General features: G+C 70.9%; 24 protein-coding genes and 1 riboswitch. Of the genes, 7 read left to right on the top strand and 17 right to left on the bottom strand.

Features of this window, described 5'->3' with window-relative positions:
• The first annotated feature begins 1 nt into the window (after window position 1).
• Window positions 2-685: a pyridoxamine 5'-phosphate oxidase family protein gene (locus HW130_RS29910; protein WP_177152888.1), complete on the top strand. Its 684-nt coding sequence runs from the start codon at window positions 2-4 to the stop codon at window positions 683-685.
• A 53-nt stretch (window positions 686-738) separates the two neighbouring features.
• On the opposite strand, the gene HW130_RS29915 is transcribed toward HW130_RS29910, so the two are convergent.
• The 3 genes from HW130_RS29915 to HW130_RS29925 form a co-directional block, all read right to left on the bottom strand.
• Window positions 739-1,719 (bottom strand): DMT family transporter, encoded by a 981-nt coding sequence (locus HW130_RS29915; protein ID WP_177152889.1) that lies wholly within the window; start codon window positions 1,717-1,719, stop codon window positions 739-741.
• Window positions 1,720-1,883: 164 nt separating this feature from the next.
• Window positions 1,884-2,882 carry a DMT family transporter gene (locus HW130_RS29920; RefSeq protein WP_177152890.1) on the bottom strand — a complete coding sequence of 333 codons (999 nt, stop codon included), beginning with the start codon at window positions 2,880-2,882 and terminating at the stop codon, window positions 1,884-1,886.
• A 31-nt stretch (window positions 2,883-2,913) separates the two neighbouring features.
• Window positions 2,914-3,453 carry a Clp protease N-terminal domain-containing protein gene (locus HW130_RS29925; protein ID WP_177152891.1) on the bottom strand — a complete coding sequence of 180 codons (540 nt, stop codon included), beginning with the start codon at window positions 3,451-3,453 and terminating at the stop codon, window positions 2,914-2,916.
• Window positions 3,454-3,702: 249 nt separating this feature from the next.
• On the opposite strand from HW130_RS29925, the gene HW130_RS29930 reads away from it, so the two are divergent.
• Window positions 3,703-4,131 carry an SRPBCC family protein gene (locus tag HW130_RS29930; protein ID WP_177152892.1) on the top strand — a complete coding sequence of 143 codons (429 nt, stop codon included), beginning with the start codon at window positions 3,703-3,705 and terminating at the stop codon, window positions 4,129-4,131.
• 48 nt (window positions 4,132-4,179) lie between these two features.
• Here the strand turns inward: HW130_RS29930 and HW130_RS29935 are convergent, their stop codons facing one another.
• Window positions 4,180-4,794 carry a PadR family transcriptional regulator gene (locus tag HW130_RS29935; RefSeq protein ID WP_177152893.1) on the bottom strand — a complete coding sequence of 205 codons (615 nt, stop codon included), beginning with the start codon at window positions 4,792-4,794 and terminating at the stop codon, window positions 4,180-4,182.
• A gap of 138 nt (window positions 4,795-4,932) precedes the next feature.
• Here HW130_RS29935 and HW130_RS29940 point away from each other — a divergent pair, with 138 nt between their 5' ends.
• Complete coding sequence (locus HW130_RS29940; protein WP_177152894.1) at window positions 4,933-5,754, top strand: PhzF family phenazine biosynthesis protein; 822 nt, start codon at window positions 4,933-4,935, stop codon at window positions 5,752-5,754.
• 39 nt (window positions 5,755-5,793) lie between these two features.
• On the opposite strand, the gene HW130_RS29945 is transcribed toward HW130_RS29940, so the two are convergent.
• A complete protein-coding gene (locus tag HW130_RS29945; protein WP_177152895.1) occupies window positions 5,794-6,591 on the bottom strand; it encodes a CPBP family intramembrane glutamic endopeptidase in 798 nt (265 codons plus the stop codon).
• A 182-nt stretch (window positions 6,592-6,773) separates the two neighbouring features.
• Between HW130_RS29945 and HW130_RS29950 the strand changes: the two genes are divergently transcribed.
• Entirely contained in the window at window positions 6,774-8,567 is a 1,794-nt protein-coding gene (locus HW130_RS29950) for a substrate-binding domain-containing protein (protein WP_177152896.1), read from the top strand.
• Between the two features lie 12 nt (window positions 8,568-8,579).
• Here HW130_RS29950 and HW130_RS29955 read toward each other — a convergent pair whose 3' ends face one another.
• The gene (locus tag HW130_RS29955) at window positions 8,580-10,091 is read right to left on the bottom strand and encodes a glutamate-cysteine ligase family protein (RefSeq protein ID WP_177152897.1); all 1,512 of its coding nucleotides are present in this window, start codon (window positions 10,089-10,091) and stop codon (window positions 8,580-8,582) included.
• Between the two features lie 490 nt (window positions 10,092-10,581).
• Between HW130_RS29955 and HW130_RS29960 the strand changes: the two genes are divergently transcribed.
• Both HW130_RS29960 and HW130_RS29965 read left to right on the top strand, forming a co-directional pair.
• Entirely contained in the window at window positions 10,582-11,172 is a 591-nt protein-coding gene (locus HW130_RS29960) for a hypothetical protein (RefSeq protein WP_177152898.1), read from the top strand.
• Window positions 11,173-11,473: 301 nt separating this feature from the next.
• Window positions 11,474-11,680 (top strand): DUF5999 family protein, encoded by a 207-nt coding sequence (locus HW130_RS29965; RefSeq protein ID WP_305737813.1) that lies wholly within the window; start codon window positions 11,474-11,476, stop codon window positions 11,678-11,680.
• Window positions 11,681-11,759: 79 nt separating this feature from the next.
• Here the strand turns inward: HW130_RS29965 and gcvP are convergent, their stop codons facing one another.
• Entirely contained in the window at window positions 11,760-14,645 is a 2,886-nt protein-coding gene (gene gcvP / locus HW130_RS29970) for an aminomethyl-transferring glycine dehydrogenase (protein ID WP_177152900.1), read from the bottom strand.
• 181 nt (window positions 14,646-14,826) lie between these two features.
• Window positions 14,827-14,924, bottom strand: a riboswitch (glycine riboswitch).
• Between the two features lie 113 nt (window positions 14,925-15,037).
• Between gcvP and HW130_RS29975 the strand changes: the two genes are divergently transcribed.
• Entirely contained in the window at window positions 15,038-15,418 is a 381-nt protein-coding gene (locus HW130_RS29975) for a PRC-barrel domain-containing protein (protein ID WP_177152901.1), read from the top strand.
• A gap of 234 nt (window positions 15,419-15,652) precedes the next feature.
• On the opposite strand, the gene HW130_RS29980 is transcribed toward HW130_RS29975, so the two are convergent.
• From HW130_RS29980 to HW130_RS30025, 10 genes are all read right to left on the bottom strand, one after another.
• Window positions 15,653-17,305, bottom strand: a complete 1,653-nt coding sequence (locus HW130_RS29980) for a DNA polymerase IV (protein ID WP_309140626.1) — start codon at window positions 17,303-17,305, stop codon at window positions 15,653-15,655.
• Between the two features lie 95 nt (window positions 17,306-17,400).
• Window positions 17,401-17,946 carry a MerR family transcriptional regulator gene (locus tag HW130_RS29985; protein ID WP_309140627.1) on the bottom strand — a complete coding sequence of 182 codons (546 nt, stop codon included), beginning with the start codon at window positions 17,944-17,946 and terminating at the stop codon, window positions 17,401-17,403.
• A gap of 234 nt (window positions 17,947-18,180) precedes the next feature.
• On the bottom strand, window positions 18,181-18,654 hold the full coding sequence (locus HW130_RS29990; RefSeq protein ID WP_177152903.1) for a bifunctional nuclease family protein: 474 nt from the start codon (window positions 18,652-18,654) through the stop codon (window positions 18,181-18,183).
• Between the two features lie 53 nt (window positions 18,655-18,707).
• Window positions 18,708-19,451 carry a MerR family transcriptional regulator gene (locus HW130_RS29995; protein WP_177152904.1) on the bottom strand — a complete coding sequence of 248 codons (744 nt, stop codon included), beginning with the start codon at window positions 19,449-19,451 and terminating at the stop codon, window positions 18,708-18,710.
• A 46-nt stretch (window positions 19,452-19,497) separates the two neighbouring features.
• Complete coding sequence (locus tag HW130_RS30000) at window positions 19,498-20,460, bottom strand: FHA domain-containing protein (protein ID WP_177152910.1); 963 nt, start codon at window positions 20,458-20,460, stop codon at window positions 19,498-19,500.
• A gap of 61 nt (window positions 20,461-20,521) precedes the next feature.
• A complete protein-coding gene (locus HW130_RS30005) occupies window positions 20,522-21,358 on the bottom strand; it encodes a DUF881 domain-containing protein (protein ID WP_177152911.1) in 837 nt (278 codons plus the stop codon).
• A gap of 5 nt (window positions 21,359-21,363) precedes the next feature.
• On the bottom strand, window positions 21,364-21,696 hold the full coding sequence (locus HW130_RS30010) for a small basic family protein (RefSeq protein ID WP_010469069.1): 333 nt from the start codon (window positions 21,694-21,696) through the stop codon (window positions 21,364-21,366).
• Entirely contained in the window at window positions 21,693-22,619 is a 927-nt protein-coding gene (locus HW130_RS30015; protein ID WP_177152905.1) for a DUF881 domain-containing protein, read from the bottom strand. The genes HW130_RS30010 and HW130_RS30015 overlap by 4 nt, the downstream gene beginning before the upstream one ends.
• 98 nt (window positions 22,620-22,717) lie before the next feature.
• Complete coding sequence (locus HW130_RS30020; protein ID WP_177152906.1) at window positions 22,718-25,213, bottom strand: mannose-1-phosphate guanyltransferase; 2,496 nt, start codon at window positions 25,211-25,213, stop codon at window positions 22,718-22,720.
• A 102-nt stretch (window positions 25,214-25,315) separates the two neighbouring features.
• Complete coding sequence (locus HW130_RS30025; protein ID WP_177152907.1) at window positions 25,316-25,924, bottom strand: CDP-alcohol phosphatidyltransferase family protein; 609 nt, start codon at window positions 25,922-25,924, stop codon at window positions 25,316-25,318.
• Window positions 25,925-26,053: the final 129 nt, after the last annotated feature.

Raw genomic sequence — 26,053 nt, forward strand, 5'->3', positions numbered from 1 at the left:
AATGCCGCACACCGCCCAGCCGGACACCGCCCCCGCGTACGAGCCGACCGGCCGCACGGTTCCGACCCGGGGCAGGGACCGGGCCTCGTACGACCGCGAGCTCGTCCACTCGATACTCGACAGCGCCTACGTCTGCCACCTCGGCTTCGTCCGGGACGGTGCGCCGGTCGTGCTCCCGACCCTGTACGCGCGCGTCGGCGAGACCCTGTACGTCCACGGTTCGACCGGTTCGCGGCCACTGCGGATGGCGGGCCAGGAGGACCCGGGCCTGGACGTGTGCCTGACGGTCACCCACGTCGACGGCCTGGTGCTGGCGCGCTCGGCCTTCCACCACTCCGTCAACTACCGCTCGGCGGTCATCCACGGAAAGGCGTACCAGGTCACCGACGAGGACGAGAAGCGCATGGCCCTCGACGCCCTGGTCGACCACGCGGTCACGGGCCGCTCCGCGGACTCACGGCCGGCGAACGCCAAGGAACTGGCGGCGACGGCCGTGATCCGTATCGACCTCGCCGAGGTCTCCGCCAAGTCCCGCGCGGGCGGCCCGAACGACGAGCCCGAGGACATGGCGCTCCCGCACTGGGCCGGTGTCGTCCCGGTGGCTCCGGTGTACGGCGTCCCCGTCCCGTCGGCGGACCTCGCGGAGTCGGTGGCCCTGCCGGACTACCTGGCCGCCCTCGGCTGACACGTATGGGTGCGGCGACCGGAGGCGGGGCCGCGCCGCCCCGCCCCCGTCGCTCACACCGTGGCCATCGCCCGCCTGCGGACGGCGGCGACGCGTGCCTCGGCCACCGCGAGCCCGGCCACGGCGGTCAGCAGGAGCAGGGTGCCGACGACCGTCGCCACCGTCAGGTGCTCGCCGAGCAGCGTCACCGCGATGACGGCCGCGCTGACCGGCTCCAGCAGCATGATCACGGAGACGGTGGCGGCGCGGACCACGGCCGCGCCCGCGAAGTACAGCGCGTACGCGAGCGCCGTGGGCACGGCCGCGACGTAGACGAGCAGCCACACCACCCGGACGGGGTCCGCGGTGTGCGGCAACAGCCCCTCGGCGAACGCCATGGGCAGCAGGCCGACGGCGCCGACCGCGAACGCCCACGCCGTCGTCGACAGCGAGTCGCCGCCTCCGCCCTCCCGGCCCAGCCATCGCGTCAGCAGGGTGATCGCCGCGTACCCGGCGGCGGACAGCACGGCGAGCAGGACGCCCACGGGCCGTACGGTGCCTCCCTCGCCGCCGAGCACCAGGACGCCGAGCCCGGTGAGCGCTCCGGCCACCGCGAGCGTGCCGCCGCGCCCGAGGCGCTCGCCCATGGTGAGCCGGGCGCCGACGGCGATGAGAACGGGTCCCGCGCCGAGCGTGACGACCGTGCCCACAGCGAGACCGGTCGCCTCGACGGCCGCGAAGTACGCGCTCTGGAAGAGGGTCAGCCCGACGCCGGTGCCGACGATGCGCAGATATGTGCGCCCGCGGGACTCGGCGACGGCGCAGGGGGCGGGAGCCGCCGCACGCCTGCGGGCGCGTACGGCCAGGACGCCGAGCAGCAGGAGGAGTCCGCCCGCACAGCGCCAGAAGGACAGCGAGAGGGGACCGAGGTCGCTCACCGCGAAGACGAGGGAGGCCGCCGCACCGGCGGTGCCCCAGGCGACGCCGGCGAAGACGAGATAGACGAGGCTCCGTCCGACGGGGACGCCGACAGGAGCTGCAGAGGAATTCGACACGTGACTTCTCCGTGTGGAGGACAGGGGATGAAAGGTCGCTCGGCTCCGTCACGCGGGCAGCGGCGAACCGCTCGGGAACACCCCGAGCCCGGTCCTCGTCGGGAAACGGCCGCCCGCGCTAGGCGGCAGGCGGCGGAAGTACGGTCGAATGCATGATCGCCACACTACGGCGCGGGCTGTCCGGCGGACAACTCCCCGGCTCTCCCCGCGCCGCGGGCGGCTTCCCGTCCCCCCTCGGCGACCGGTCCCGACGGCGCCTTGGGCGCCTGCGACTGGGCGATGAACGCGCCGATCAGCACCACGGCGCCGCCGGCGATCTGCGGGGCGGACAGGTGCTGGCCGAGCAGCACCCAGGCGAGCACGGTCGCGATGACCGCCTCGAGGCAGGCCACGACACCGGCCACCTGCGGGGAGAGCATGCGCACCGAGACGACGCCGGTGACGTACGCGAGCACGGTCGCGATCAGCACGATCCAGCCGAGCAGCAGTGCCGCGGGCACCTGGGTGCCGCTCATACCGGCGCTGTCCGCCAGCAGTGACCAGTCCATGCCCCAGGGCCTGGCCACGAGGGTGAGCACGGCCGCGCCGATGAGGAGGCCGTACGCGATGACGCCGAGCGGGTCGGGCGCGTCGTCGCTGTCGCCCCCCTGGTCGGACAGCACGAAGTAGCCGACCTGGCAGCACGCGGCGCCGAGCGCGAGGAGCAGGCCGAGGACGTCGAAGCTCAGCCCGGCCCACACCTCGACGACACAGGCGAGTCCCGCGGCCGCGAGGACGACGCCCACGACCGCGGCGCGGGTCACCGGACGCCGCTGCACGAAGCGGACCCAGCCGAGCACGAGGGCCGGCGCCAGGTACTCGATGAGGAGCGCGACACCGACGGGGATGCGGGAGATCGCCGCGAAGTAACAGGCCTGCACGCCCGCGACGGCCAGCAGGCCGAAGCCGGCGAGCAGCGCGGGCCTGCGCAGTACGAGGGCGCGATGACGCCAGGCCAGCGGCAGCATGACGAGGGCGGAGCCCGCCACCCGCAGCCACACCACATGGAGCGGGTCGAGCCCCGCCTCGATCAGCGGCTTGGCCGCGACTCCTGACCCACCGAAAGCGAAGGCCGACCCGAGGGCGATTCCCAGGCCGGCGCTTCTTCCCGAAGACGTGCGCATCGGGCCATCATGTCAGCGTGCGTCAGCACCGTCATCCCTGTGACACATGTCGAGACGCTGCCGCGGTCCGCTGGGCGACCAGCGCCGTGTCGACACCCGCACGGCGCAGGACGTCGGCGGCACGGCACTCGGGATCGATGACGATGCAGGCGAGCACGTCGATGCCCCGCGCCCGCAGATCGCCGCGCATCTGCGCCCGGTCCAGAGCGCCCGTCATCGCGGCGGCGGCCGGCGGAGACCAGCCGGGCACGGCGGCCGCCCGCACCAGCGGGAGCACCCCGGAGCCCTCGACCGATTTCTGCCAGCGCAGTCCGTATCCGATGCTGCGCTGCACGAGGTAGCCCAGGACGCGGGCGACCTGTGCCGCGTCGCCGACCACCGCCCGCACCTGCGCGTCCGACTCCAGGAGCGAGTGCAGCAGATGGGCCGTGTCGATCTGCCGGTCACCGTCACGCAGCGCCCTGCGGCGCGCACCTGCGACCACCGAGGCCAGCTCGACGGTGAGCGAGTCCTCGATCCCGGCACGGACGGGGGCGGGCTGCCGGGGAATCCGCGGCATGGGGTTCTGCACGGGTCCCACCTCATCAGGCGCCGACGGCCGCAGCGTCCCCGCCGGGGAGCATTTGCGCATCCCACGGAGGTTGGGCACACCTGGCCGGTTTCTCCTCCTCACGGATGAGATCGCGACAACTCCCCCTCCGGGCGGCGCGCCGCTTTGTCCCGGTCCGGCAGCCGTATCTGACGAGTCGTCAGTATTGAATGTTCGCGCAGCCGGAGCTACGTTCCGCGGCACCGTAACCCGACTGGAAGGGGTGGCCGCATGGCCGAGGTCAGCGCGGAGGCACGCATCGAGGCGCCGGCGGCGAAGGTCTGGGCCCAGCTGACGGACTTCGCCTCGTACGGCCGCTGGAACGCCACGCACACCAGTTTCCCCAGGGGCGGCCCCGAGCCGCTGGAGAGGGGGGCCACGTTCGCGGAGAACATGAAGCTGATGGGCTTCCCCGCCGAGGTGACCTGGACCGTCGAGGAGTTGGAGACGGAACGGGTGCTCGCCATCAGGGGCAAGGGGCCGATGTCCGTCGACGTCGGCACGCGCTACGAACTCGTCCCGGACGGCTCGGCGACGACGGTGCGCATCGACGGCGAGTTCACGGGCGCGGCGGTCTCCCTCATGGCCGGCAAGCTCAAGGACTCGGCCACGGCGGCGCTCAACGAGTCGCTGCGCAAGCTGGGCGGACTGGTCACCTGACCACGCGCGTGGGGCCTCGCGCGGGGCCCCACGGCGTCGGCGGGCGGTTCAGTGCTCGTCGGCGAGGATCAGGTAGAGCTTCTTGCGGGCCTCGTTGATCACGGCCACGGCCTTCTGCCGCTGCTCGGTGCTGCCCGTCTTCCAGACCTGGCCGAATGCCTCCATCAGTCCGAAGCCGGCCTGGCGGATCTCGTTGACCGTGTCCCAGTCGACGCCGCGCCCGGCCTCCTCCCACGGAGCCTCGGGCCCCGTCTCGGCCTCGGCGCGACCGGAGTCCGTGAGCGTGAACAGCTTCTTGCCGCCCTCGCTCTCGGAGACGATCAGCCCCTCGTCCTCGAGCAGCTGGAGCGTCGGGTAGACCGAGCCGGGGCTGGGCTTCCAGGCCCCGCCGCTGCGCTCGCCGATCTCCTGGATCATCTCGTAGCCGTGCATCGGCCTGTCCTTGAGCAGGGCCAGGATCGAGGCGCGCACATCACCGCGCCGCGCCCTCCCCCGGCCCCCGCCGCGCCCGCGTCCGCCGCCGAAGGGCCCGCCGAACGGAGGCCCCCAGGGCCCGAACGCCGCGCGCCGGCCCTCCCGTTCACCCCGACCCTGATGGCCGGGCCCGCAGTGCCCACGACCTCGGTCGTGTTCGCCTTCCTGACCGTTTCCATGTGAACGCATCGCTACGCTCCTTCCATCGTTGATCTGTCGCGATGCGTCAACGATATATCGGAATCTGTCGCATGACAATGCCCGGCAGGTCCAGCTCTCCCGGATTGGCCTTGGCCTGCGGCTTTACGCGGGCCCTACGGTCACGGCATGCGGATTCGAATCGTCGACGCCTTCACCGACCGCCCCTTCGCCGGCAACCCCGCCGGAGTCCTGCTGCTCGACTCCGGCGCGTTCCCCGACGACGCATGGCTCCAGAACGTGGCCAAGGAGGTGAATCTCTCCGAGACCGCCTTCGCCCACCCGCTGCCCGGCGGGGGCGAGGCGGACTGGGCGCTGCGCTGGTTCACGCCGGTCGCCGAGGTCGACATGTGCGGGCACGCCACCCTCGCCACCGCCCACGTCCTGCACAGCACCGGCGCCGCGAGCGGCACCGTGCGCTTCAGCGCACGCTGCGGCGTCCTGACCGCGACCGCCCACGACGACGCGGCCGTCACGCTCGACTTCCCCACCGCGCCGCTCACCCCCGTCCCCGTTCCCGACGGCATCGCCAAGGCACTCGGCGCCGAGGTCCTCTCCGCCCACGACACCGGCGAGCACGTCGGCGACCTGCTGGTGGAGCTGACCGACGAGGCGACGGTCCGCTCCCTGACCCCGGACTTCGCGGCCCTGGTGGCGCACTCCGGGCGGGGCGTCATCGCGACCGCGGCGGCCGCCGACCCGTCGGCGGGGTACGACTTCGTGTCACGCGGCTTCTTCCCCCGCCTCGGCATCGACGAGGACCCGGTCACGGGCAGCGCGCACACCGCGCTCGCACCGTTCTGGTCCGCACGCCAGGGCCGCGACGAGCTGACCGGACTCCAGGCGTCCGCCCGCTCCGGCCTGGTCCGCACCGCGCTGCGCGGCCGGCGCACACTGCTCACCGGCCGCGCCGTGACCGTCATCGACGGGGAGCTGCTGACGGCGCCCTGACACGGCGCGGGGCGTACGGCCGGTGCCGTACGCCCCGGGTCAGCAGCTCTCGCGCCCCGTCGGCGTGGGCAGCCAGCACACATGACCGGCCAGCAGCCCGTAGCCGACGAAGGCCACGATGTCGAGGAGCGCGTGGGCCGCCACCAAGGGACCGACTCGGCCCCAGCGGCGGTAGAGGAGCACGAAGACCACGCCCATCACCATGTTGCCGACGAATCCGCCGACCCCCTGGTAGAGGTGGTAGGAGCCGCGCAGCAGCGAACTCGCGGCCAGCGCGGCCGTGGGCGACCACCCCAACTGCCCCAGCCTGCGCAGCAGATAGCCGACGACGATCACTTCCTCCAGCACGGAGTTCTGGATCGCCGAGAGGATCAGCACCGGGTACTTCCACCACACGTCCGGCAGGGCTTCCGGCACGACGGTGAGATTGAAGCCGGCGGCGCGCGCGATGAGGTAGAAGGCCAGCCCGGCGCTTCCGATGCCCGCCGCCACGAGTGCGCCCCTGCCCAGGTCCGACCACGGGCGGCTCCGGTCGAAGCCGATCGCCCCGAGCCCGGCGCGTTCCCGGACCAGGAAGTGCGCGACGAGCAGCACGGGCACCAGAGCGGTGGTGATCCCGAAGAGCTGCCAGGCGAGATCGAGCCACGGCCGCCCCGGGGCCGCCGACGAGTTCAGCATCGCGGCCTGGTCCTTGAGCCCCCCTGGCTTCGTCAGCGACCCGACAAAGCTGATCAGGGACGAGACCGCGCTCGCGCCCAGCGACAGCGCGAGGACGAGCCACGTCTCGGACCGCAAGATCTTCTGCGGCACGTCCTCCCGGGGAAGAGATCCGGCCATGCCTCCCGGCTCCGCCTGCACAACTGCCTCCAGTTCGCCAATCCCGTCTCGTCCTCATCCTCGTCCCGCTAGGGTCTCGAATGCAGGTACGAAGATCACGCGACAGGCCGGGGGGACACACGTCATCACGATGACGCGGTCCCCTTTTTCCTTGCACACCGCACAAGGAGGGGCACCACCGCATGGGACGTCACAGCTTGCCCGACGCCGAGGCGACGGAGGGAGGCAGGTCCCGTCCAAGCGCGCGCCGTCGCACGACCGTCATCGCCACCGCTCTCGTGATCGGCGTCGCCGCCGGGGCGGGGGCGGCCGTGCAGAGCGGGCTGCTCTCCTTCGCGGGTTCCTGCCGGGACTCCGCCGTCAGGATCGATCTGGCCGCGTCCCCCGACATCGCCCCCGCCCTCGAGGAGATCGCCGAACGGGCCCGTGAGGAGGGCGTCAGGTCCGACGGCCAGTGCATGGACGTGCACGTCGTCTCCCGTGAGAACCACGAGGTGGCGGACCTGCTCGCGACGGGGTCGAACAGCCCCGACTACGAGGTCTGGCTGCCGGATTCCGAGGTCTGGGCCGAACGCGTCCGCAGCACGGGCGACGGCGTGCCGCTCACGCCCGCCGGCAACGTCGCCCGCACGCCCGTGACCCTGGCCGCCGTGCCGTCGGCCGGCGCACAGCTGGGCTGGCCCCGCAGGACGTACACCTGGGCGGAACTCACCGCCGCCGCCACGGCGACGGACGACGTGCGCCTCGGCTCGGCCGATCCGGCCCGCAGCGCCACCGGGCTGCTCGCGCTCACGAGCGTCTCCCGCTCCGCGCAACGGACGGACCCGGACGCGGACACCGGCGTGGCGGCGACGGCCAAACTGCTCTCCCAGCGGATGTCGGACACGGACACGGAGGCCGCGAGCACCCTGGCACGCGCGGACGCGGGCGAGGCCGCCGGTGACCCGGCCCGCAACCAGGCCGTGTTCCTGACGGAGCAGGCCGCGTTCGCGTACAACGCGTCGGCCGGCGAAGGCGTCCCCGACCTGCGGCTGTTCTATCCCGAGGACGGCAGCCCGATGCTGGACTACCCGTACGAGCTGGTGGACGAGACCGACCTGTCCACCGACGAGAGCCGGGCGGCCACCCGCTTCATGGCGCTGCTGGACGAGCCGCGCTCGCGCACGGCGCTCGCACGGCAGGGGTTCCGGGTGCCGGACAAGCCCGTGGACGCGCGGCTGGTCCGCGCGGCGGGCGGCCGGGCTCCTCAGCCGTTCGCGGCCGAGGGCGCGGCGGCCGATCCGCTCCCGGCCGACGCGATCCAGCAGACGCTCGGCATGTGGACCATCACCGTGCAGAGCGCCCGGCTCACGACGGTCGTCGACGTCTCGGGGTCGATGCAGACACCGGTGCCGGGGCGGGGCACCCGGACCCGGCTCGACGTCACCAGGGAGGCGCTGCAGAAGGCGCTGGACCAGTTCACACCGGAGGACGAGATCGGACTGTGGGAGTTCGCGACGGGGCTCGACGGCCCGAACGACTACCGCGAGGTCGTGCCCACGGACCCGCTCGGTCCGGGGGGCAGGCCCGGCACCCAGCGCGCCCGCCTCTCCGAGGCCTTCGACGGCCTCGCCGCCGTCCCCAACGGCGCGACCGGCCTGTACGACACCACGCTCGCGGTCTACAAGAAGGCCCAGGACACGTATGTGAAGGACAAGTTCAACGCGCTGGTGGTGCTCACCGACGGCTCGAACCAGGACCGGTTCAGCATCACGCGCAGCAATCTGATCTCCGAGCTGAACCAGCTGAGCAATCCCAACACCCCGGTGCCCATCATCGCCATCGCCATCGGTCCGGAGGCGGACCTGCAGGAGGTGGACGAGATCGCCGGGGCGACGGGCGGAGTGGGCTACGAGGTCAGTGACCCCGCGGAGATCACGTCGGTGATCCTCAAGGCGATCATGGCCGTGGGGCAGAAGGGCGGCGCGGCCGGCTGACGCCGGGCCGGCTCACGACGCCGCGCCGGGGAATCCCACGGGCCAGGTGTGCACCGGCTCCCCTTCGCGCATCAGCTCGCAGTAGCGCCGGGTGGTCGCCGCGAGCGCCGCGTCCCGTTCGAGACCGGCCTCCAGTGCCCGGTGGAAGGTGTCCGCCTGCCAGGAGGCGCCGTTCGTGCGCCGCCTGCACCGCTCCTCGATGATGCCGAGGTACCGGTCGCGGTCGGCGGGCTCGATGTTCCACGCGTCGAGACCGGCCGCTGCGAGCGGGAGCAGTTCGTCGCGCACGAGCTTGGCGACGGGGACGCGGGTGACGCCGCCGCCGCGGCCGGGGCGCGGCCACAGCAGTTCGGCGTCGATGCCGTGACGGCAGGCGGCCTCGAAGTTCTCGTGGGCGGCGGCGAAGGGCAGCCGGGTCCACACCGGCCGCGTCTCCTCGGCCAGCGCCCGCACCAGTCCGTAGTAGAAGGCCGCGTTCGCGACGACGTCGGCGACCGTGGGGCCGGCGGGCAGGACGCGGTTCTCCACCCGCAGATGCGGCACGCCGTCGACGACGGCGTACACCGGCCTGTTCCACCGGTACACGGTGCCGTTGTGCAGGACGAGCTCCTTCAGCCGGGGCACCCCGCCGTCGTCGAGCACCCGCAGGGGGTCCTCCTCGTCGCAGATCGGCAGCAACGCGGGGAAATAGCGCAGGTTCTCCTCGAAGAGGTCGTACGCGGAGTTCACCCAGCGCTCGCCGAACCAGGTGCGCGGCCGCACTCCCTGCGCCTGGAGCTCGGGCGGGCGGGTGTCGGTGGCCTGCTGGAACAGCGGCGGGCGCGACTCGCGCCACAACTCCCTGCCGAACAGGAAGGGCGAGTTGGCGCCGACGGCGACCTGGACGGCCGCCACCGCCTGCGCCGCGTTCCACACGTCGGCGAACCGGGCGGGTGTCACCTGCAGGTGCAGCTGGACCGACGTGCAGGCCGATTCCGGGGCTATCGACGACGAGGTGCAGGTCAGCCTCTCGACGCCCTCGATGTCGAGTGTGAACTCCTCGCCGCGCGCGGCCACGATCTGATCGTTGAGCAGCATGTAGCGGTCGACGTCGGAGAGATTGGAGGAGACGAGGTCGTGCTGCCGCAGGGTGGGCAGAATTCCGATCATCACGAGCCCGGAGCCCACTTCGGCGGCCCTGCGGTCGGCATATCCCAGACCGGTCCGCAACTCCTCCGCCAATTGATCGAAAACGTGCCCGTCCAGCCGGTGCGGAACGATGTTTACTTCCAGGTTGAACATTCCCAGTTCGGTCTGGAAATCAGGACTCGCGATGCGGGAGAGTACTTCCGCATTCATCATCCTCGGCGTCCCGTCCGCATCCGCGAGATTCAGCTCTATCTCCAGCCCCATGAGATTCCTGGGCCGGTCGAACCTCTTCTCCGCCAGCAGCCGCCCCAGTCCTGCCAGGCACTGCTGAAGCTTGCGCCGGTACCGTTGACGATCGGACAGGTCGAACCCGCCTGCCACGACCTTCTCCCCCATCGAAGCGTCCCTCCTCGAGTGGGCAGCCACGCAGCGTGGGCCGCTCGCGTCACGGACGATAATGCCCAGACTCTCTGATCCGTAACGCCCGCGCGGCAGGTCCGCTCCCGATAGTCTGGAGTCAGTACGCACGGGGCACATTCGCCAGGCACTTCCCGCCGTGTGATGCGACGGTCACTTTCCGGATCCGGCCGGAGCGGAAACGCCGTACGGATTCGGCCTACCACTCCGCGGAAGAAACTGCAGGCCAGGCCCTCACCTCCCCGGAAAACACGCCGGAAAGCCAGGCTCGGCGGGTCCGGTATTCGCCTTGCGAAAAATCACCACGCAAGCTAGCGGAAACAATCACTGAACACGGGTCGTATAAACTCTGCGGATGGGCCGGGATTCGGCGCCAGGTGGTCTTTCCGGCCCCGCGCGGCCCGTACGCCGACAGTGCCGTCTGCATCTCCCCGCATCACCGTGTCTCTTGAGTGAGAGGCGACCCATCATGCCGCTGCATGTTCCCCCGGCCCCCGTGCCCGCCCTGCGCAGCGTTCTCGCAGCACTCGGTTCCCCCACGGCCGTCCGTGAGGCTCCGACACCCGCTCTCAGGTCCGTCCAGGGACCTCTGAGCCCCGAACTGCCCCTTCCGGTCCATGTCCTGGACCGTGTCGTCCCGACCGCAGGCGCCCCGTACACCCGGCTCGCCGGCTGGCGCTTCCTGATCCGCAACGGCGATCGTGCCGTGGCCGCGGCGGACACGAGACTGACGCCTGACGGCTGGGCCTTCTCCCACTTCTTCGAAGGGCCCTATCTCGGTTCCACGGAACGTGCGCTGCGCCAGGCAGAGGCGATGGGAGCACCTTTCCAGCCGCGCCTGCTGTCCGTACCGGAGCTGTACATGCTCACGCTCTGGCTGCACCGCGACATCGAGGCCGACGCGTCCGCCGGCACTCTTCAGCCGACCGACGTTCTGGTGCCGCTGGCACCGGCCCCGCCCGGCATCGCGGCTCACCGGCCGCACCAGGTCGCCGATCTGCTGCCCGTGCTGACCCTGCGGCTGACACCGCAGCCCCTGTTCGACTCACCGGCCGCCTGACCTCGCACCCGCCAGTACGCCCCGCGACCGGACGGTCGCGGGGCGTACTGGCGAGCAGCGTATGGCCCGGCCGGACTAGCCCTGCCGGGCCACTTCGAACCACCCGAAAGGACAGGCCGGTTGCGCTGAACCGCTCGCGCGGGTGATGCGTCATGAATCAGTAGGAAGAGCTGCTGTGAAATCCCTGCGGATCGACGCCCGTGGGGGAACACTGGGACCGGACCGACACAGACGGGGGGCGGCCATGAACAGCTCATCGAGCCGCAGGACACTCACCACATCGCAGGGAAAGAACCCATCCATGTGCCAGCACCAGCCAGCCTGTCCCACGCCCGACTCAGCCGACCGGGAGGCGGCGCGTCTGGTGGCACACCACCCGGAGCAGGGCTGGAGCCTCCTGTGCAACGGTGTGCTCCTCTTCGAGGACACCGGCGAACTGCTGCCCGACGGGCAGATCATCGCCCCGCACCGGCCGCGTGAGACCGGCCAGGTGATGACCGCCGCGTAGAGCGGTCGCCGAGACGACCGGGGGCCGGCCGGAGAGTTCTCCGTACCGGCCCCGACCCATGCGCGCCGCGCGCCGGGCGTCAGTTGTCGTACTCGTCCAGCGGCGGGCAGGAGCAGACCAGGTTGCGGTCGCCGAAGGCGCCGTCGATACGGCGGACCGGCGGCCAGTACTTGTCCGCAGCGCTCACACCCGCCGGGAAGACGGCCTCGTCACGGCTGTAGGCGTGATTCCACTCGCCGCCGAGGGCGGCCGCGGTGTGCGGGGCGTTGCGCAGCGGGTTGTCGTCCGCGGGCCATGCGCCCGACGCCACCTTCTCGATCTCGGCACGGATCGCGATCATCGTGTCGCAGAAGCGGTCGAGTTCGGTCAGGTCCTCGCTCTCCGTCGGCTCGATCATCAGCGTGCCGGCCACCGGGAACGACATGGTCGGCGCGTGGAAGCCGTAGTCGATCAGGCGCTTGGCGATGTCGTCGACGCTCACACCGGTCGCCTTCGACAGCGGCCGCAGGTCGACGATGCACTCGTGGGCGACCAGACCCGCCGGCCCGGTGTACAGGACCGGGTAGTGCGGCTCCAGGCGCTTGGCGATGTAGTTCGCCGCGAGAACGGCCACCTGCGTGGCCCGCTTGAGACCCTCGCCGCCCATGAGACGGACGTACGCCCAGGAGATCGGCAGGATGCCCGCCGAGCCCCACGGGGCGGCCGAGATCGGGCCGACGCCCGTCTCGGGGCCCGCGGCCGGCTGCAGCGGGTGGTTCGGCAGGTAGGGCGCGAGGTGCGCGCGCACGCCGACCGGGCCGACGCCGGGACCGCCGCCGCCGTGCGGGATGCAGAAGGTCTTGTGCAGGTTCAGGTGCGAGACGTCGCCGCCGAACCTGCCCGGCTTGGCGAGACCGACCAGTGCGTTGAGGTTGGCGCCGTCCACGTAGACCTGGCCGCCCGCGTCGTGCACCTGGGCGCAGATGTCGGCCACGTGCTCCTCGAACACGCCGTGCGTCGAGGGGTAGGTGATCATCAGCACGGCGAGCTCGTCGCGGTACTGCTCGATCTTGGCGCGCAGGTCCTCGATGTCCACCTCGCCGTCGTCGGCGGTCTTCACGACGACGACCTTCATGCCGGCCATCACGGCGCTGGCGGCGTTGGTGCCGTGCGCGGAGGACGGGATCAGGCACACGGTGCGCTGCTCGTCGCCGCCTGCACGGTGGTACGCGCGCACGGCGAGCAGACCGGCCAGCTCGCCCTGGGACCCGGCGTTGGGCTGGATCGAGACCTTGTCGTAGCCGGTGACCTCGGCGAGACGGTCCTCCAGCTCGTGGATGAGCGTCAGGTAGCCCTCGGCCTGCTCGACGGGCGCGAAGGGGTGGATCTGGCCGAACTCCGGCCAGGTGACCGGCTCCATCTCCGTCGTCGCGTTCAGCTTCATCGTGCAGGAGCCGAGCGGGATCATGCCGCGGTCCAGCGCGTAGTCCCGGTCGGCGAGCCTGCGCAGGTAGCGCAGCATCGCGGTCTCGGAGCGGTGCTGGTGGAAGACCGGGTGGGTGAGGTACTCGTCGGAGCGCAGCAGCGCGGCCGGCAGGCCGTCGGTGCTCGCCGCGTCCAGCGCCTCGACGTCGCCCTGGACTCCGAAGGCGGACCACACGGCCGTCAGCTGGTCGCGGCCGGTGGTCTCGTCGCAGGCGACGGAGACGTGGTCGGCGTCCACGAGGTGCAGGTTGACCCCGCCCTCGCGCGCGGCGGCGACGACGTCGGCGGCCTTGCCGGGCACGCGCAGCGTGAGCGTGTCGAAGAACGCGCCGTGCACGACCTCGACGCCGCCGGCCCGCAGCCCGTCGGCGAGGACGGTGGCGTAGCGGTGGGTGCGCTCCGCGATGCCGCGCAGACCGTCGGGGCCGTGGTAGACGGCGTACATGCCCGCCATGACGGCGAGCAGCACCTGCGCGGTGCAGATGTTGCTGGTGGCCTTCTCGCGGCGGATGTGCTGCTCACGGGTCTGGAGCGCGAGCCGGTAGGCCTTGTTGCCGTCCGCGTCCACGGAGACGCCGACGAGGCGGCCGGGCAGGCTGCGGGCGAACGTGTCGCGCACCGCCATGTAGCCCGCGTGCGGGCCGCCGAAGCCCATGGGGACGCCGAAGCGCTGGGTCGTGCCGACGGCGATGTCCGCGCCGAGCTCGCCGGGCGAGGTCAGCAGGGTGAGGGCCAGCAGGTCGGCGGCGACGGTGACGATCGCGCCGAGCTCGTGCGCCTGCTCGATGACCGGCTTCAGGTCCCGTACGGCGCCGGAGGCGCCCGGGTACTGGAGCAGCACGCCGAAGACGCCGCGCTCGGCGATCTCGGCGGGGATGCCCTCGCTGAGGTCGGCGGTGACGACCTCGACGCCGGTGGGCTCGGCGCGGGTCTCGATCACGGCGATGGTCTGCGGCAGGGCGTCGGCGTCGATCAGGAAGACCCCGTCCTTGACCTTGCCGACCCGGCGGGCGAGTGACATGGCCTCGGCGGCCGCGGTGCCCTCGTCCAGCAGGGAGGCGCCGGAAGTGGGCAGGCCGGTGAGATCGGCGACGACGGTCTGGAAGTTCAGGAGGGCCTCGAGCCGCCCCTGGGAGATCTCCGGCTGGTACGGCGTGTACGCGGTGTACCAGGCCGGGTTCTCCATGACGTTGCGCAGGATGACCGGCGGCGTGAAGGTGCCGTAGTACCCGAGGCCGATCATGGGCGCGAGCACCTGGTTGCGGTCCGCGAGCGAACGCAGCTCGGCGAGGACATCGGCCTCGGTGCGGGCGTCGGGGAGGTTCAGCGCCTCGGCGCTCTTGATCACATCCGGCACCGCGGCGGCGGTCAGCTCGTCGAGCGATCCGTACCCCACCTGCGCGAGCATCTTCGCCTGGGCAGCGGCGTCGGGGCCGATGTGTCGCTGCTCGAAGGGTGTGCCTCGCTCCAGCTGGGAGAGCGGAATGCGGTTGGCGGTCATGTGGGAGGCCTCCTGGTCTTATGCGACCTACGAGGGGCATCGCGGCGCGGATGCCCGGACGGCCTCCCCCTCTGTCATCTCGAACCTGAGAGCTTCACCGGGCGCCATGGAGCGACGCGCCGGCTTTCACCGTCGGTGAGAGCGGATGCCGTCCGACGCCCGCCCTGCTTTCCAGAGTGACCTCGTCCGTGCGGTACAGGGGCCTGAGAGATTCCGGGGAGGATTTGCTCCTTCGGCGCCGCCGGTGGGATCACCGGTGGACTCTCCCGCACAGGGTCAACAGCCGATTGCCAGGGTACCAGCGCGTTCCTATGAAGAACCTTCAAGTGGCCGTCACCCGGGATGTGCCCTTTTGTAGTGACAGTGAGCAGTTGCGACCCATTGGAGGGACCGTGCAGACCGATATCGATCCGCGCAGCCTGATAGGCCGCAAGGCGTTCGACCGCGACGGCCACAAGATCGGCACCGTCGACGAGGTCTACCTGGACGACGCCACGGGCGAGCCCGAGTGGGCCGCCGTACGCACGGGACTGTTCAGCCGGGACGCCTTCGTGCCCCTGGAGCCGAGCGAACTCGTCGACAACGCACTCCACGTCCCCTACGAGCGCGCCCTGATCAAGGACGCACCCGACTTCGGTGTCGGCCGCCATCTCTCCCCCGAGCAGGAGCTTCAGCTCTATCACCACTACGGCCTCGACCTCTCGGCTCCCCCGACGCCTGCCCCGTCCGCCGGCGACCGCTCCTTCGGCAAGGTCACGGGCCAGGAGGACTGACGCCGGCCCCTCCCGCCTCAGCCCCCCGCCGGGGCCTCATGTCCCGCATCGAACATCCCGCATCGAACGCCATGCTTCGTGGCCCCGTCAGGAGCACTGACGCAGGTCCCTCCCCTCAGCCCCCGGCTGGGCCCGCGAGCCGTGGCATCCGGACGCGGGCCCTCCGACCGTCCTGCCCGGTGAATACCCGTCCGCTCCCGACGAGCCCCCGCGGTCTGTGGGCTCCCCCGGCCGTCACGTACTCGGCGCCACCGGGTGTTCGTCGCCGGCCGTTACGGACGCGCTCCCCTCCGCCGGCCCGGGCGGAGGGGATCCCGGCGCCTCGGGCCCCGGCCGAGCGATCGCCTGAGAGGACCCTGTGGCCGCCCCATCCGACGCGGCCGCGTCCCTGCCGGGCCCATCGGCCCCGCGTGCCGGCTCCCCCGAGGCAACCGTCTCCGGCACGGCCCCATCGGCCCCCGCCGCCGGCCCACTCGAGGCGACCGCCTCCTCCCCGGACGCATCGGTCCGCGGAGAGTCCGCCGGCACCAGCGGCAGCGGGTCCGACGGCTGGAGGTCGTCGTCGTCCACCCGGAACGTGCGCACGCGTCCCGGCGCCGATCCCGGCTCCTCGAAGCGCACGGTCACGCGCCCCACGCCGCTCCCCTGCACCCAGCCCGCCCCGTACACGGCATGCCGGACGTCCTGCCCCGCGGACCAGTGCCGCGCGATGGGCCCGGCCGGCCCGGGCTCCACCGGCGCCTCCTCGCGCTCGGCCCCCTCCGGCGGCTCACCGGCTTCGACCGACGACACGGCCGAGGCCGCAGCCTCCTCGGCCGCGGCCTGCGCGAAAAGGTCCTCCTGCGTGTAGTCGGCCAGCCCCGTGACCCCGACCCCGAGCAGCCGTACACCGCCCGTGGTGTCCACGGACTCCAGCAGCCGGCCTGCGGCCTCCCGCACCACGGCCGGGTCGTCGGTCGGCCCCCTGAGCGTCTCCGAGCGTGTGAGCGTCGAGAAGTCGTAGCGCCGGACCTTGAGGACGATCGTCCGGCCGGAGTGCCCGCCCGCCCGCAGCCGCTGCACGCAGCGCTCGGCGAGCCGCTCCACCTCGATCCGCACCCGCACCCGGTCGTGCAGGTCCACGTCGAAGGTGTCCTCCACCGACACCGACTTCGCGTCCCGCTCGGCGACCACCGGCCGGTCGTCGTGCCCGAGCGCCATACGGAACAGCGCGGTGCCGTGGGCCCTGCCCAGCAGGCGTACGAGCTCGTCCTCGCCTGCCTCCGCGAGGTCGGCGACCGTGGTCATCCCCGCGCGGCGCAGATGCTCGCCCGTCGCTGGGCCCACGCCGGGCAGTGTCCGCACGGACAGGGGCCCGAGCAGCTCTCTTTCGGTGCCGGGCTCTATCAGGACGAGACCGTCCGGCTTCGCCTGCTCGGAGGCGATCTTCGCCAGCATCTTGGAGCCGGCCAGGCCGACGGACCCGGTCAGCCCCGTCATCGCCCTGATGTCGGCCCGCAGCCGCTCTCCCGTCGCACGGGCCGAGGCCGAGTCGTCGGCGGCACCGCCCGCCTCCAGGTCGACGAAGGCCTCGTCCAGACTGAGCGGCTCCACGAGCGGCGACAGCCGCCCCAGCAGCTCCATGACCTGCTCGCTGACCGAGCGGTAGAGCGAGAACCGCGGCACCAGGTACGCCGCGTTCGGCGCGAGCCGTCTGGCCTGCGCCATCGGCATCGCCGAGTGCACGCCGAAACGCCTCGCCTCGTACGACGCGGTGGCGACCACTCCACGCGGCCCGAGCCCCCCGACCACCACGGCCTTCCCGCGCAACGAAGGCTTCGCCGCCTGCTCGGCAGCGGCGTAGAAGGCATCCATGTCCAGATGCAGGATCGTCGGCGCGGATCTCACACCATCGATGCTGCCCTACACCACTGACAACGTCGCCGCGCGAACGGCGCGGCGACGCCCGTCCGGCTGGTGCCGCCGGGGCGCGGCACCCGGGATCACCCCGCGCGGTCGCGCCTGCGCCTCGCCAGTTCGTCGGCGGGGTTGTTGCCGATCAGGGTCTCGCCCGTGTCGACCCGTTCTCCGTGCAGCTGCGAAAGGGCCGCCTCGACGTCGCGCCACACGACGCCCACCGCGATCCCGAAGACGCCCTGACCGCCCTGGAGCAGGTCGACGACCTCGTCGGGCGACGAGCACTCGTACACCGTCGCCCCGTCGCTCATCAGCGTCATCCGCTCGAGGTCGCGAAAGCCCCGGGCACGCAGATGCTGGACGGCGGCGCGGATGTTCTGCAGCGCGACGCCGGTGTCCAGGAACCGCTTGACGATCTTGAGGACGACCACGTCCCGGAAGCTGTAGAGCCGCTGCGTGCCCGATCCGTACGCCGGCCGCACGCTCGGCTCCACGAGGCCCGTACGGGCCCAGTAGTCGAGCTGCCGGTAGGTGATCCCCGCTGCCGCGCACGCGGTCGGACCGCGGTATCCGATGGTGTCCGTGGAGGGGTCGGCCGCGCTGTCGCGCAGCGGATACGGCCCGCCTTCCACCGGACTGATTCCGGGGCCGCCCCCAGCCGTACTGTCGCCGCTGCTTCTCACGCCGACCTCCGTCCTTGACCTGCCACCTCGAAGGTAGGGAGTCACCAGGGGTGCGTCAACGATCGCCACACTCGGCACGCCGAGTGATAATCACCCTGAGAGTGGTTTCTCGTGCCCCGATCCGGGGAAAGGCTACTCGAATGCACCGATGCCGCCGGTCGGGTGCTCACCCCCGCGACGGCCTCACTGGCTGCTGGAACCGAAGTCCTCCGGCGAGATCTGGTCGAGGAACTCGCGGAACTTCTCCACCTCGTCCTCCTGCTCGTCCGGGATGGCGATCCCCGCGTCGTCGAGCACACCGTCACTGCCGTAGATCGGGGTCCCGGTGCGCAGGGCGAGCGCTATGGCGTCGGACGGCCTGGCGCTCACCTCGACACCGCTGGCGAAGACCAGCTCCGCGTAGAACACGCCCTCGCGCAGGTCGGTGATGCGGACCTCGGTGAGCTCCTGGCCCACCGCGTCGAGGACGTCCTTGAACAGGTCGTGCGTCAAGGGCCTGGCGGGGGCCATCCCCTGCTGCGCGAAGGCGATCGCGGTCGCCTCCCCCGGTCCGATCCAAATGGGGAGGTACCGATCGCCTCCCACTTCACGCAGGAGCACGATCGGTTGGTTCGAGGGCATTTCGACCCGGACACCCACAACGTCGAGCTCGTTCACACAGCAACCCTAGGACGTGCGGATGAGGTTTGGGTAGTCGGGCTGGGCCAAGATCAGTGCAGCCGCACTCCGAGGGCGCTCTGGACCAGGGCCGCGTGCAGTCTCACGGACAGCGCGGCCAGCTCTCTCGTGGTGGCCTCCGCATGCGCTCTGGTCTGCGGATTACGGTGTCTGCGCAGCGGCGTCACGATCTGCTCGACCAGCCCGGCGTCCCGGTCGGCGGACGCCTTCATCGCCCGCAGGTGCCGTGGCTCGAGTCCGAATCTGCCGAGCTCGCAGACGAGCCGGGCAACCGTCACCGACCCGGCGTCGTAACCGCCGCTCGCATCGGCCGTGAGCAGCCCGTACGACTCCCACTCGGCCAGGTCCTCCTCGCCCACCTCGGCGGCGGCCAGGAGCTCGGCCCGGCCGAGCCGCCGGGCGGTACGGCGATCGCTCTCGGCCCCGTCACCGCCCTCGAACAGCTCGCGCTGGGCCCCCTGGACGGGCAGCTGGATCTGCTCGCCTCGCTCGAGGGCGTCCAGCTGCTCACGGATGACCTTGAGGGGAAGGTAGTGGTCGCGCTGCATGCGCAGGACGAGGGCCAGGCGCTCGACGTCCTGGACACTGAACTTGCGGTACCCCGACGGGGACCGGCGCGGCTCGACGAGCCCCTCGGCCTCCAGGAAACGGATCTTGGAGATCGTCACCTCGGGGAACTCGTCGCGCAGCCGGGCCAGCACCGCGCCGATGCTCATCAGCCGGTCGCCCGGGCCGGCGGTGCCGTGTCCGGCACCGCCCGTCGGTGTACGCAGCATGTACCTTCCCTGTGGGAGTCCCCCCGGACGGAGTCTGGGGAAACGGTCACACGCCCCGCTGGCTCGCGTAGAACACCAGCCGGTACTTGCCGATCTGGACCTCGTCACCGTTCGCCAGGACCACCGCATCGATCCGCTCGCGGTTCACATACGTGCCGTTGAGGCTGCCGACGTCGGAGACGCTGAAGCTGCCGTCCGGGCCTCGGCGGAACTCCACGTGGCGGCGCGAGACCGTCACGTCGTCGAGGAAGATGTCGCTCTGCGGGTGGCGGCCCGCGGTCGTCAGGTCACCGTCCAACAGGAAGCGGCTGCCCGAGTTCGGGCCGCGGCGCACCACCAGGAGGGCGGAGCCGAGCGGCAGGGCGTCGACCGCCGCCTGAGCCTCGGGCGACAGCGAGGGCAGGGCGGTCTGCCCGGTGACCTCGGAGTCGTACGCCTCGATCCCGGAGATCGAGATGGTCGACGTCGTCTCGGAGGCGCGCTCGGCCGGAGCACCACCGCGAAGCGGCGCACCGCAGTTGGAGCAGAACCGACCGGCCTCGGTGTTCCGGTGGCCGCACCTCGTACAAACCGGCAGACCCGCCATGGAGGGATCCTCCTGCCGCGGTTGTCCCGCGTGGGGATTGGTCGCATACGGATCGGGGGCAAACCCTCCACCCGCACTTGAGGTTGATGGTTCCCCGAAACCTATGCGCCCGGCACCGGCAGGGTCAACAGACGACGCGCCCTGTCCGCCCGAATTGTCGCCACCGGCGACCTCGTCGCGGAACAGCGGCCGCTCGGCGCCCTGCTCCTCGCCCTGGCCGTGGCGCGGCGCGCGATGGCGGGCGTTGCCGTCCTCGCGTGCACTCTTGCCGAACAACTTCCCAAACAACTTCACGGGCGTTTCCCCTTGACCGAAATAGACCCGCCCGTGGGGCAGGACGAATCCTGAACGAACACACCTGCCGACCCGGACATCTTCACAACGTCCGTAACCACCGGACAGTTTCCACCACGCACCACCGATCCGGTGCGTCGCCCCCCTGCAATCTTCCGCCCTGGCCCGGCAGACTCCATGCTCCCCCGTTTCACTGGGATGACGACCGAGCGTAGTCAGGCCGCTCCGCCGGTCGCAAGGCGTCGACGATGATCTTCTCCGAACGCTCCACGGTCGCCGTGGCCTGCTCCTTCTCCAGTGTCTGCACCACACCGCCGGGGATGTTCAGCGCGGGCTCCAGGTCCTGCGGCTTGCCGATGACCTTGAAGGTGTACGGCGCGCTGACGCGCTTCCCGTCGACCTCTATGTCGCCCGCCGTACCGGAGAAGAACGTGTCCGCGACGACCCTGACCCCGTTGACCTGGATCGCCTCCGCGCCGGCGGCCCGCAGCTCCTGGATCGCGTCGAGGAGCATGTCGGGCTCCACCGTGCCCGACGGGTCCCCGATGGTCAGCGTGATGCCGGGACCCTGCGCGGCCACCGTGCCGGCGAGGATCCCGAGCTGCTGCTCCTTCTGGAGCGTCTGCTTGCGCGCCTCCTCGGCCTGGTCGGAACTGTTCTCCAGCTCGGTGCGCTGGTCCTCCAGGCGCTGCTTCTCGTCCTCCAGGCGCTGCGATCGGTTGTCGAGCTCGTCGAGGATGCGCACCAGGTCCTCCTGGCGCGCCCCCCGCAACGCGCTCTCGTCGCTGTTCGAACGCACCTGGATGGCCAGACCCAGACCGAGTACGAACAGCAGCAGCGCGACGATGAGTTGGGCGCGCGTCACCCGAGGCGGCCACACGGCGGCACGCAGCCGCTGCCGTCCTGTCTGCGAGGGACTCTCGTCCGCGGGGGGATCGGGCTGCTGCGCCGGCGGCGGGGCGAGCGGCGGCAGCGGCTCGCGCCGGGGCTCCGGCGAACTGTGGTGGGGCTTCTCTTCGCTGTTCATGTTCGTCACGCCCGGAAGACATGCCGACGGATCGCGGCGGCGTTGGAGAAGATCCGGATACCGAGGACGACGACGACGCCGGTCGACAACTGCGCACCGACGCCGAGCTTGTCGCCGAGAAAGACGATCAGCGCGGCCACGACCACGTTCGACAGGAAGGAGACGACGAAGACCTTGTCGACGAAGATCCCGTCGAGCATGGCCCGCAGACCGCCGAACACCGCGTCCAGGGCGGCGACGACCGCGATCGGGAGGTAAGGCTCGACCACCGCCGGCACCTCGGGCCGGATCAACAGTCCGACCACGACTCCGACGACGAGGCCCAGTACGGCGATCACGATGTGCCCTTCCCTGTGTCTGCCGTCCCCGGCCCGCTGCCCCGGTCGGCGTCGGCGGTCATCGGCACTGCTGTACGTACGATCAAGCTGGGGGCCGCGGGCAACCGCACCGTCTGCTCGTCGGAAATGCTGGAGCGGATACCGAAGTTCTCCTTCAACGCGTGCAGATACTGCCCGTCGGCGCTGTCCTGGAACGCGGTGCTCAGCTTGTTCCCGTCCCCCACCGCGAGCACCGTGTACGGCGGTACCAGCGGCCTGTTGTCGACCAGTATGGCGTCGCCCGCGGCGCGGATCGCCGACAGGGCCGTCAGTCGCTGACCGTTGATGGCGACGGCCTCGGCTCCCGACTCCCACAGCCCGTTGACGACGCGCTGCATGTCGCGGTCGCGGACCCGGCCCGTGTCGGAGAACCCGCTGCTCTCACGCGGCCCGTCTCCGCCCTGGTCGGTGCCCTTGGCGTCGTCCACGACGAGTTTCACGCCCGGCCCGGACACCTCCGTGGCACCGGCCAGCAGGCCCACGAGCGCGCCCTGGTCGCCGCCCTGGGTGTTGAGGGCCCTGCGCTGGCGCTCCTGGACGTCGTCGCGGAGCGCGTCGACGCTCTCCTCCAGATCGTCCACGGACTCGGTCTGCGCCTGGACGCGGTCGATCAGCTCCTCGCGCTCCTTCGCCAGCACCGGTGCCGATACCCGCGCCTCGGCGGCACCCACGGTGACGATGACGGCCGCCAGCACCAGGCCGGCGGCGAGCCCGAGCTTGGCGCGCAGCGTCCGGGGCAGTCCCCCGCGCTCGGCCCGGCGCGCGGCCGCTTCCGCGTACCCGTCGTCGAGGCTGTGCTCCATCACGTTCGTCAGCAGCGACATCGACGCATCGGGACGCGCGGGCGGAGAACCTGTGCTCCGAACGGGGGGCTGCTGCGACATGCCGCACATCGTCGCATGTCGCAGCCGCTACCGCCGAATGGCCCCACCGGTGTGCCGGACACCGCCCCGGAAAGGCGGGCGGCACACCGGCGGGCGCCTCACCGACCCGCGCTGTCCACGACCGACGCCCATTCGTCGAGCAGGGCCTGCGCGGAGGCGTCGTCGGGTCCCTCCGCCCACAGATGGGTGACCGCCTCGGCCGGGTCGGGCAGGACCATCACCCAGCGCCCGTCGGCCTCCACGACCCGCACCCCGTCCGTGGTGTCGACATGTCGATCGCCCGCCGCCTCGACGACCCGGCGCATCACCAGACCCTTGACGGCCCACGGCGTGGCCAGATCCCGCTTGAGCACATGCGCCCGCGGAATCCGGGCGTCGATCTGGCTCAGCGTGAGCTGCGTACGGGCCACCAGCCCCACGAGCCGCACGAACGCGGCGGTGCCGTCGAAGACGCTGCTGAACTCCGGCACGATGAAGCCGCCGCGGCCGTCACCGCCGAAGATCGTGCTCTCCTCCCGGCCCACACGGGTCAGGTCGTCCGGCGACGTCGTCGTCCACTCCACCTGGGTCCCGTGGTACGCCGCGACCTGCTCGGCGATCCTCGTCGTGGTCACCGGCAGGGCGACCCGGCCGCTGCGCCGCTCGGCGGCCACGAGGTCCAGCAGGACCAGCAGTGCCCGGTCGTCCTCGACGATCCGCCCGCGCTCGTCGACGAGGGACAGCCGCTCACCGACGGGGTCGAAGCGGACACCGAACGCGGCCCTCGCGGAGGCGACGATCTCACCGAGCCGCACGAGCCCCGACCTGCGCGTGTCCGCGGACTCGGTCGGCCGGGACTCGTCCAGACCCGGGTTGATCGTCAGCGCGTCGACACCGAGGCGGCCGAGGAGGCTCGGCAGAACGAGGCCGGCGCTGCCGTTGGACGCGTCGATGACCACCTTGAGCCCGGACTCGGCGATCCCCGACGTGTCCACGTTGCGCAGCAGGGAGCCCGTGTACGAGTCGAACACACTCGACGGGAAGTGCAGGTCACCGATCTCGCCGGGGAACGCACGACGGTATTCCTGGCGCGCGTACACCCGGTCCAGCTTCCGCTGGCCGCCCTGGGACAGGTCGGCACCGCGTTCGTCGAAGAACATGATGTCGACGGAGTCCGGCACGCCCGGGGACGTGCGGATCATGATGCCGCCCGCGCTGCCCCTGGCCGTCTGCTGCCGCGCCACGGGCAACGGCACGTTCTCGAGGTCCCGGACGTCGATGGCACTGGCCTGGAGCGCGGAGATGACCGCCCGCTTCAGGGCACGTGCACCACGGGAGTGGTCACGGGCCGTGGTGACGGTGGCACCCTTCTTGAGCGTCGTCGCGTACGCCCCGGCGAGGCGCACCGCGAGCTCGGGGGTGATCTCCACGTTCAGGATGCCGGTGACACCCCTGGCGCCGAACAGATGCGCCTGCCCACGGGACTCCCAGATGACCGAGGTGTTGACGAACGCGCCGGCCTCGATGGTCTTGAACGGATAGACCCGCACATTGCCCTGAACAATCGATTCCTCACCGACCAGGCATTCGTCACCGATCACCGCGCCGTCCTCGATGCGCGCGGCGCGCATGATGTCGGTGTTCTTGCCGATGACGCAGCCTCGCAGGTTGGCCTGCTGCCCGATGTAGACGTTGTCGTGGACCACGGCCTTGTGGAGGAACGCCCCGGACTTCACGACGACGTTGGAGCCCACGACCGTGTGCTCGCGGATCTCGGCGCCGGCTTCGACCTTGGCATAGTCCCCGATGTACAGAGGCCCCCGTAGCACCGCGTCGGGATGCACCTCGGCCCCTTCGGCGACCCACACGCCGGGAGAGATCTCGAACCCGTCGAGCTCGACGTCGACCTTCCGCTCCAGAACGTCGGCCTGCGCCTTCACATAGCTCTCGTGCGTGCCGACGTCCTCCCAGTAGCCCTCGGCGACATAGCCGTAGATCGGCTTGCCTTCCTTCATGAGCTGCGGGAAGACGTCCCCCGACCAGTCGACGGGCACATCGGCCTCGACGTAGTCGAAGACCTCGGGCTCCATGACGTAAATGCCCGTGTTCACGGTGTCCGAGAAGACCTGCCCCCAGGTCGGCTTCTCGAGGAACCGCTCGACCTTTCCCTCCTCGTCGACGATGGTGATGCCGAATTCCAGAGGGTTGGGCACCCGTGTCAGACAGACGGTGACAAGGGCGCCCTTCTCCTTGTGGAAGGAGATCAGGTCGGTGAGGTCGAAATCGGTGAGGGCATCCCCGGAAATGACGAGGAACGCGTCGTCCTTCAGCGCTTCCTCGGCATTCTTCACACTCCCCGCAGTGCCGAGTGGCTTCTCCTCGTTGGCATAGGTGAGCTCCATTCCGAGCTCTTCGCCGTCACCGAAGTAGTTCCTGACGAGTGAGGCGAGAAACTGCACGGTAACGACGGTCTCGGTGAGCCCGTGCCGCTTGAGCAGCCGCAGTACATGCTCCATGATCGGCCGGTTCGCCACCGGCAGGAGCGGCTTGGGCATGCTCGAGGTCATGGGGCGAAGTCGCGTTCCTTCGCCACCAGCCATCACGACGGCCTTCATGTCGGAAGCGTCCTCCTTGAAGAGATGACGGTCCAGCCGACTTCAACAAACCCTCAGGTGCATCCACGGCCGGCGACACTGCCGGTCACCGTGTCTTCGGGGTCAATCGGCCTCTGCGTCCGCCTTGACGAGTCGGCGGACCTGAACCACATAGAGGATCCCTGCCCACCAATACAGAGTTGTACCCCATCCGGCGAACGCCCATCCGAAAATCGCGGCCAGTGACGCAAGCCATCCCGTTCCGTCACTCAGGAGCAGCAAGGGGAAGGCATACATGAGGTTGAAGGTGGCCGCCTTGCCCAGGAAGTTCACCTGCGGCGGTGGATAACCGTGCCTTCGGAGGATGTACACCATCACCAGCAGCATCAGTTCCCGGGCGAGAAGTGCAGCGGTCAACCAGACCGGGAGAATCTCGCGCCAGGTCAGTCCCACGAGAGTGGAGAGGATGTAGAGCCGGTCCGCGGCGGGGTCGAGGATGCGGCCGAGGCTGCTGACCTGGTTCCACCGGCGGGCGAGCTTCCCGTCGAGATAGTCGCTCACTCCGCTCAGCATCAGAACGAGCAATGCCCAGCCGTCGCTCTTGGGCCCGCCGAACTCGGGGCGAAGAATCAGCCACAGGAAGAGCGGCACCCCGACCAGCCGCGCCATGCTGAGGATGTTGGGGATGGTGAGCACCCGCTCCGTCTGGACGCGGGTCTCCTGGACCTCCACCCGGGGGCCTCCTGTGGGAAACGTGCCAACGATGCCCCCTGACCTTACCGGCAGTCGCTCCGGCACCGAGCACAGGGGTGGGACCTCGCCTTCATGCAACCGCGGAACGCAGGAAAGCCCCGGAACAGT

The sequence above is a fragment of the Streptomyces sp. PKU-EA00015 genome, from assembly GCF_013387495.1.
In the GTDB taxonomy this organism is placed as follows: domain Bacteria; phylum Actinomycetota; class Actinomycetes; order Streptomycetales; family Streptomycetaceae; genus Streptomyces.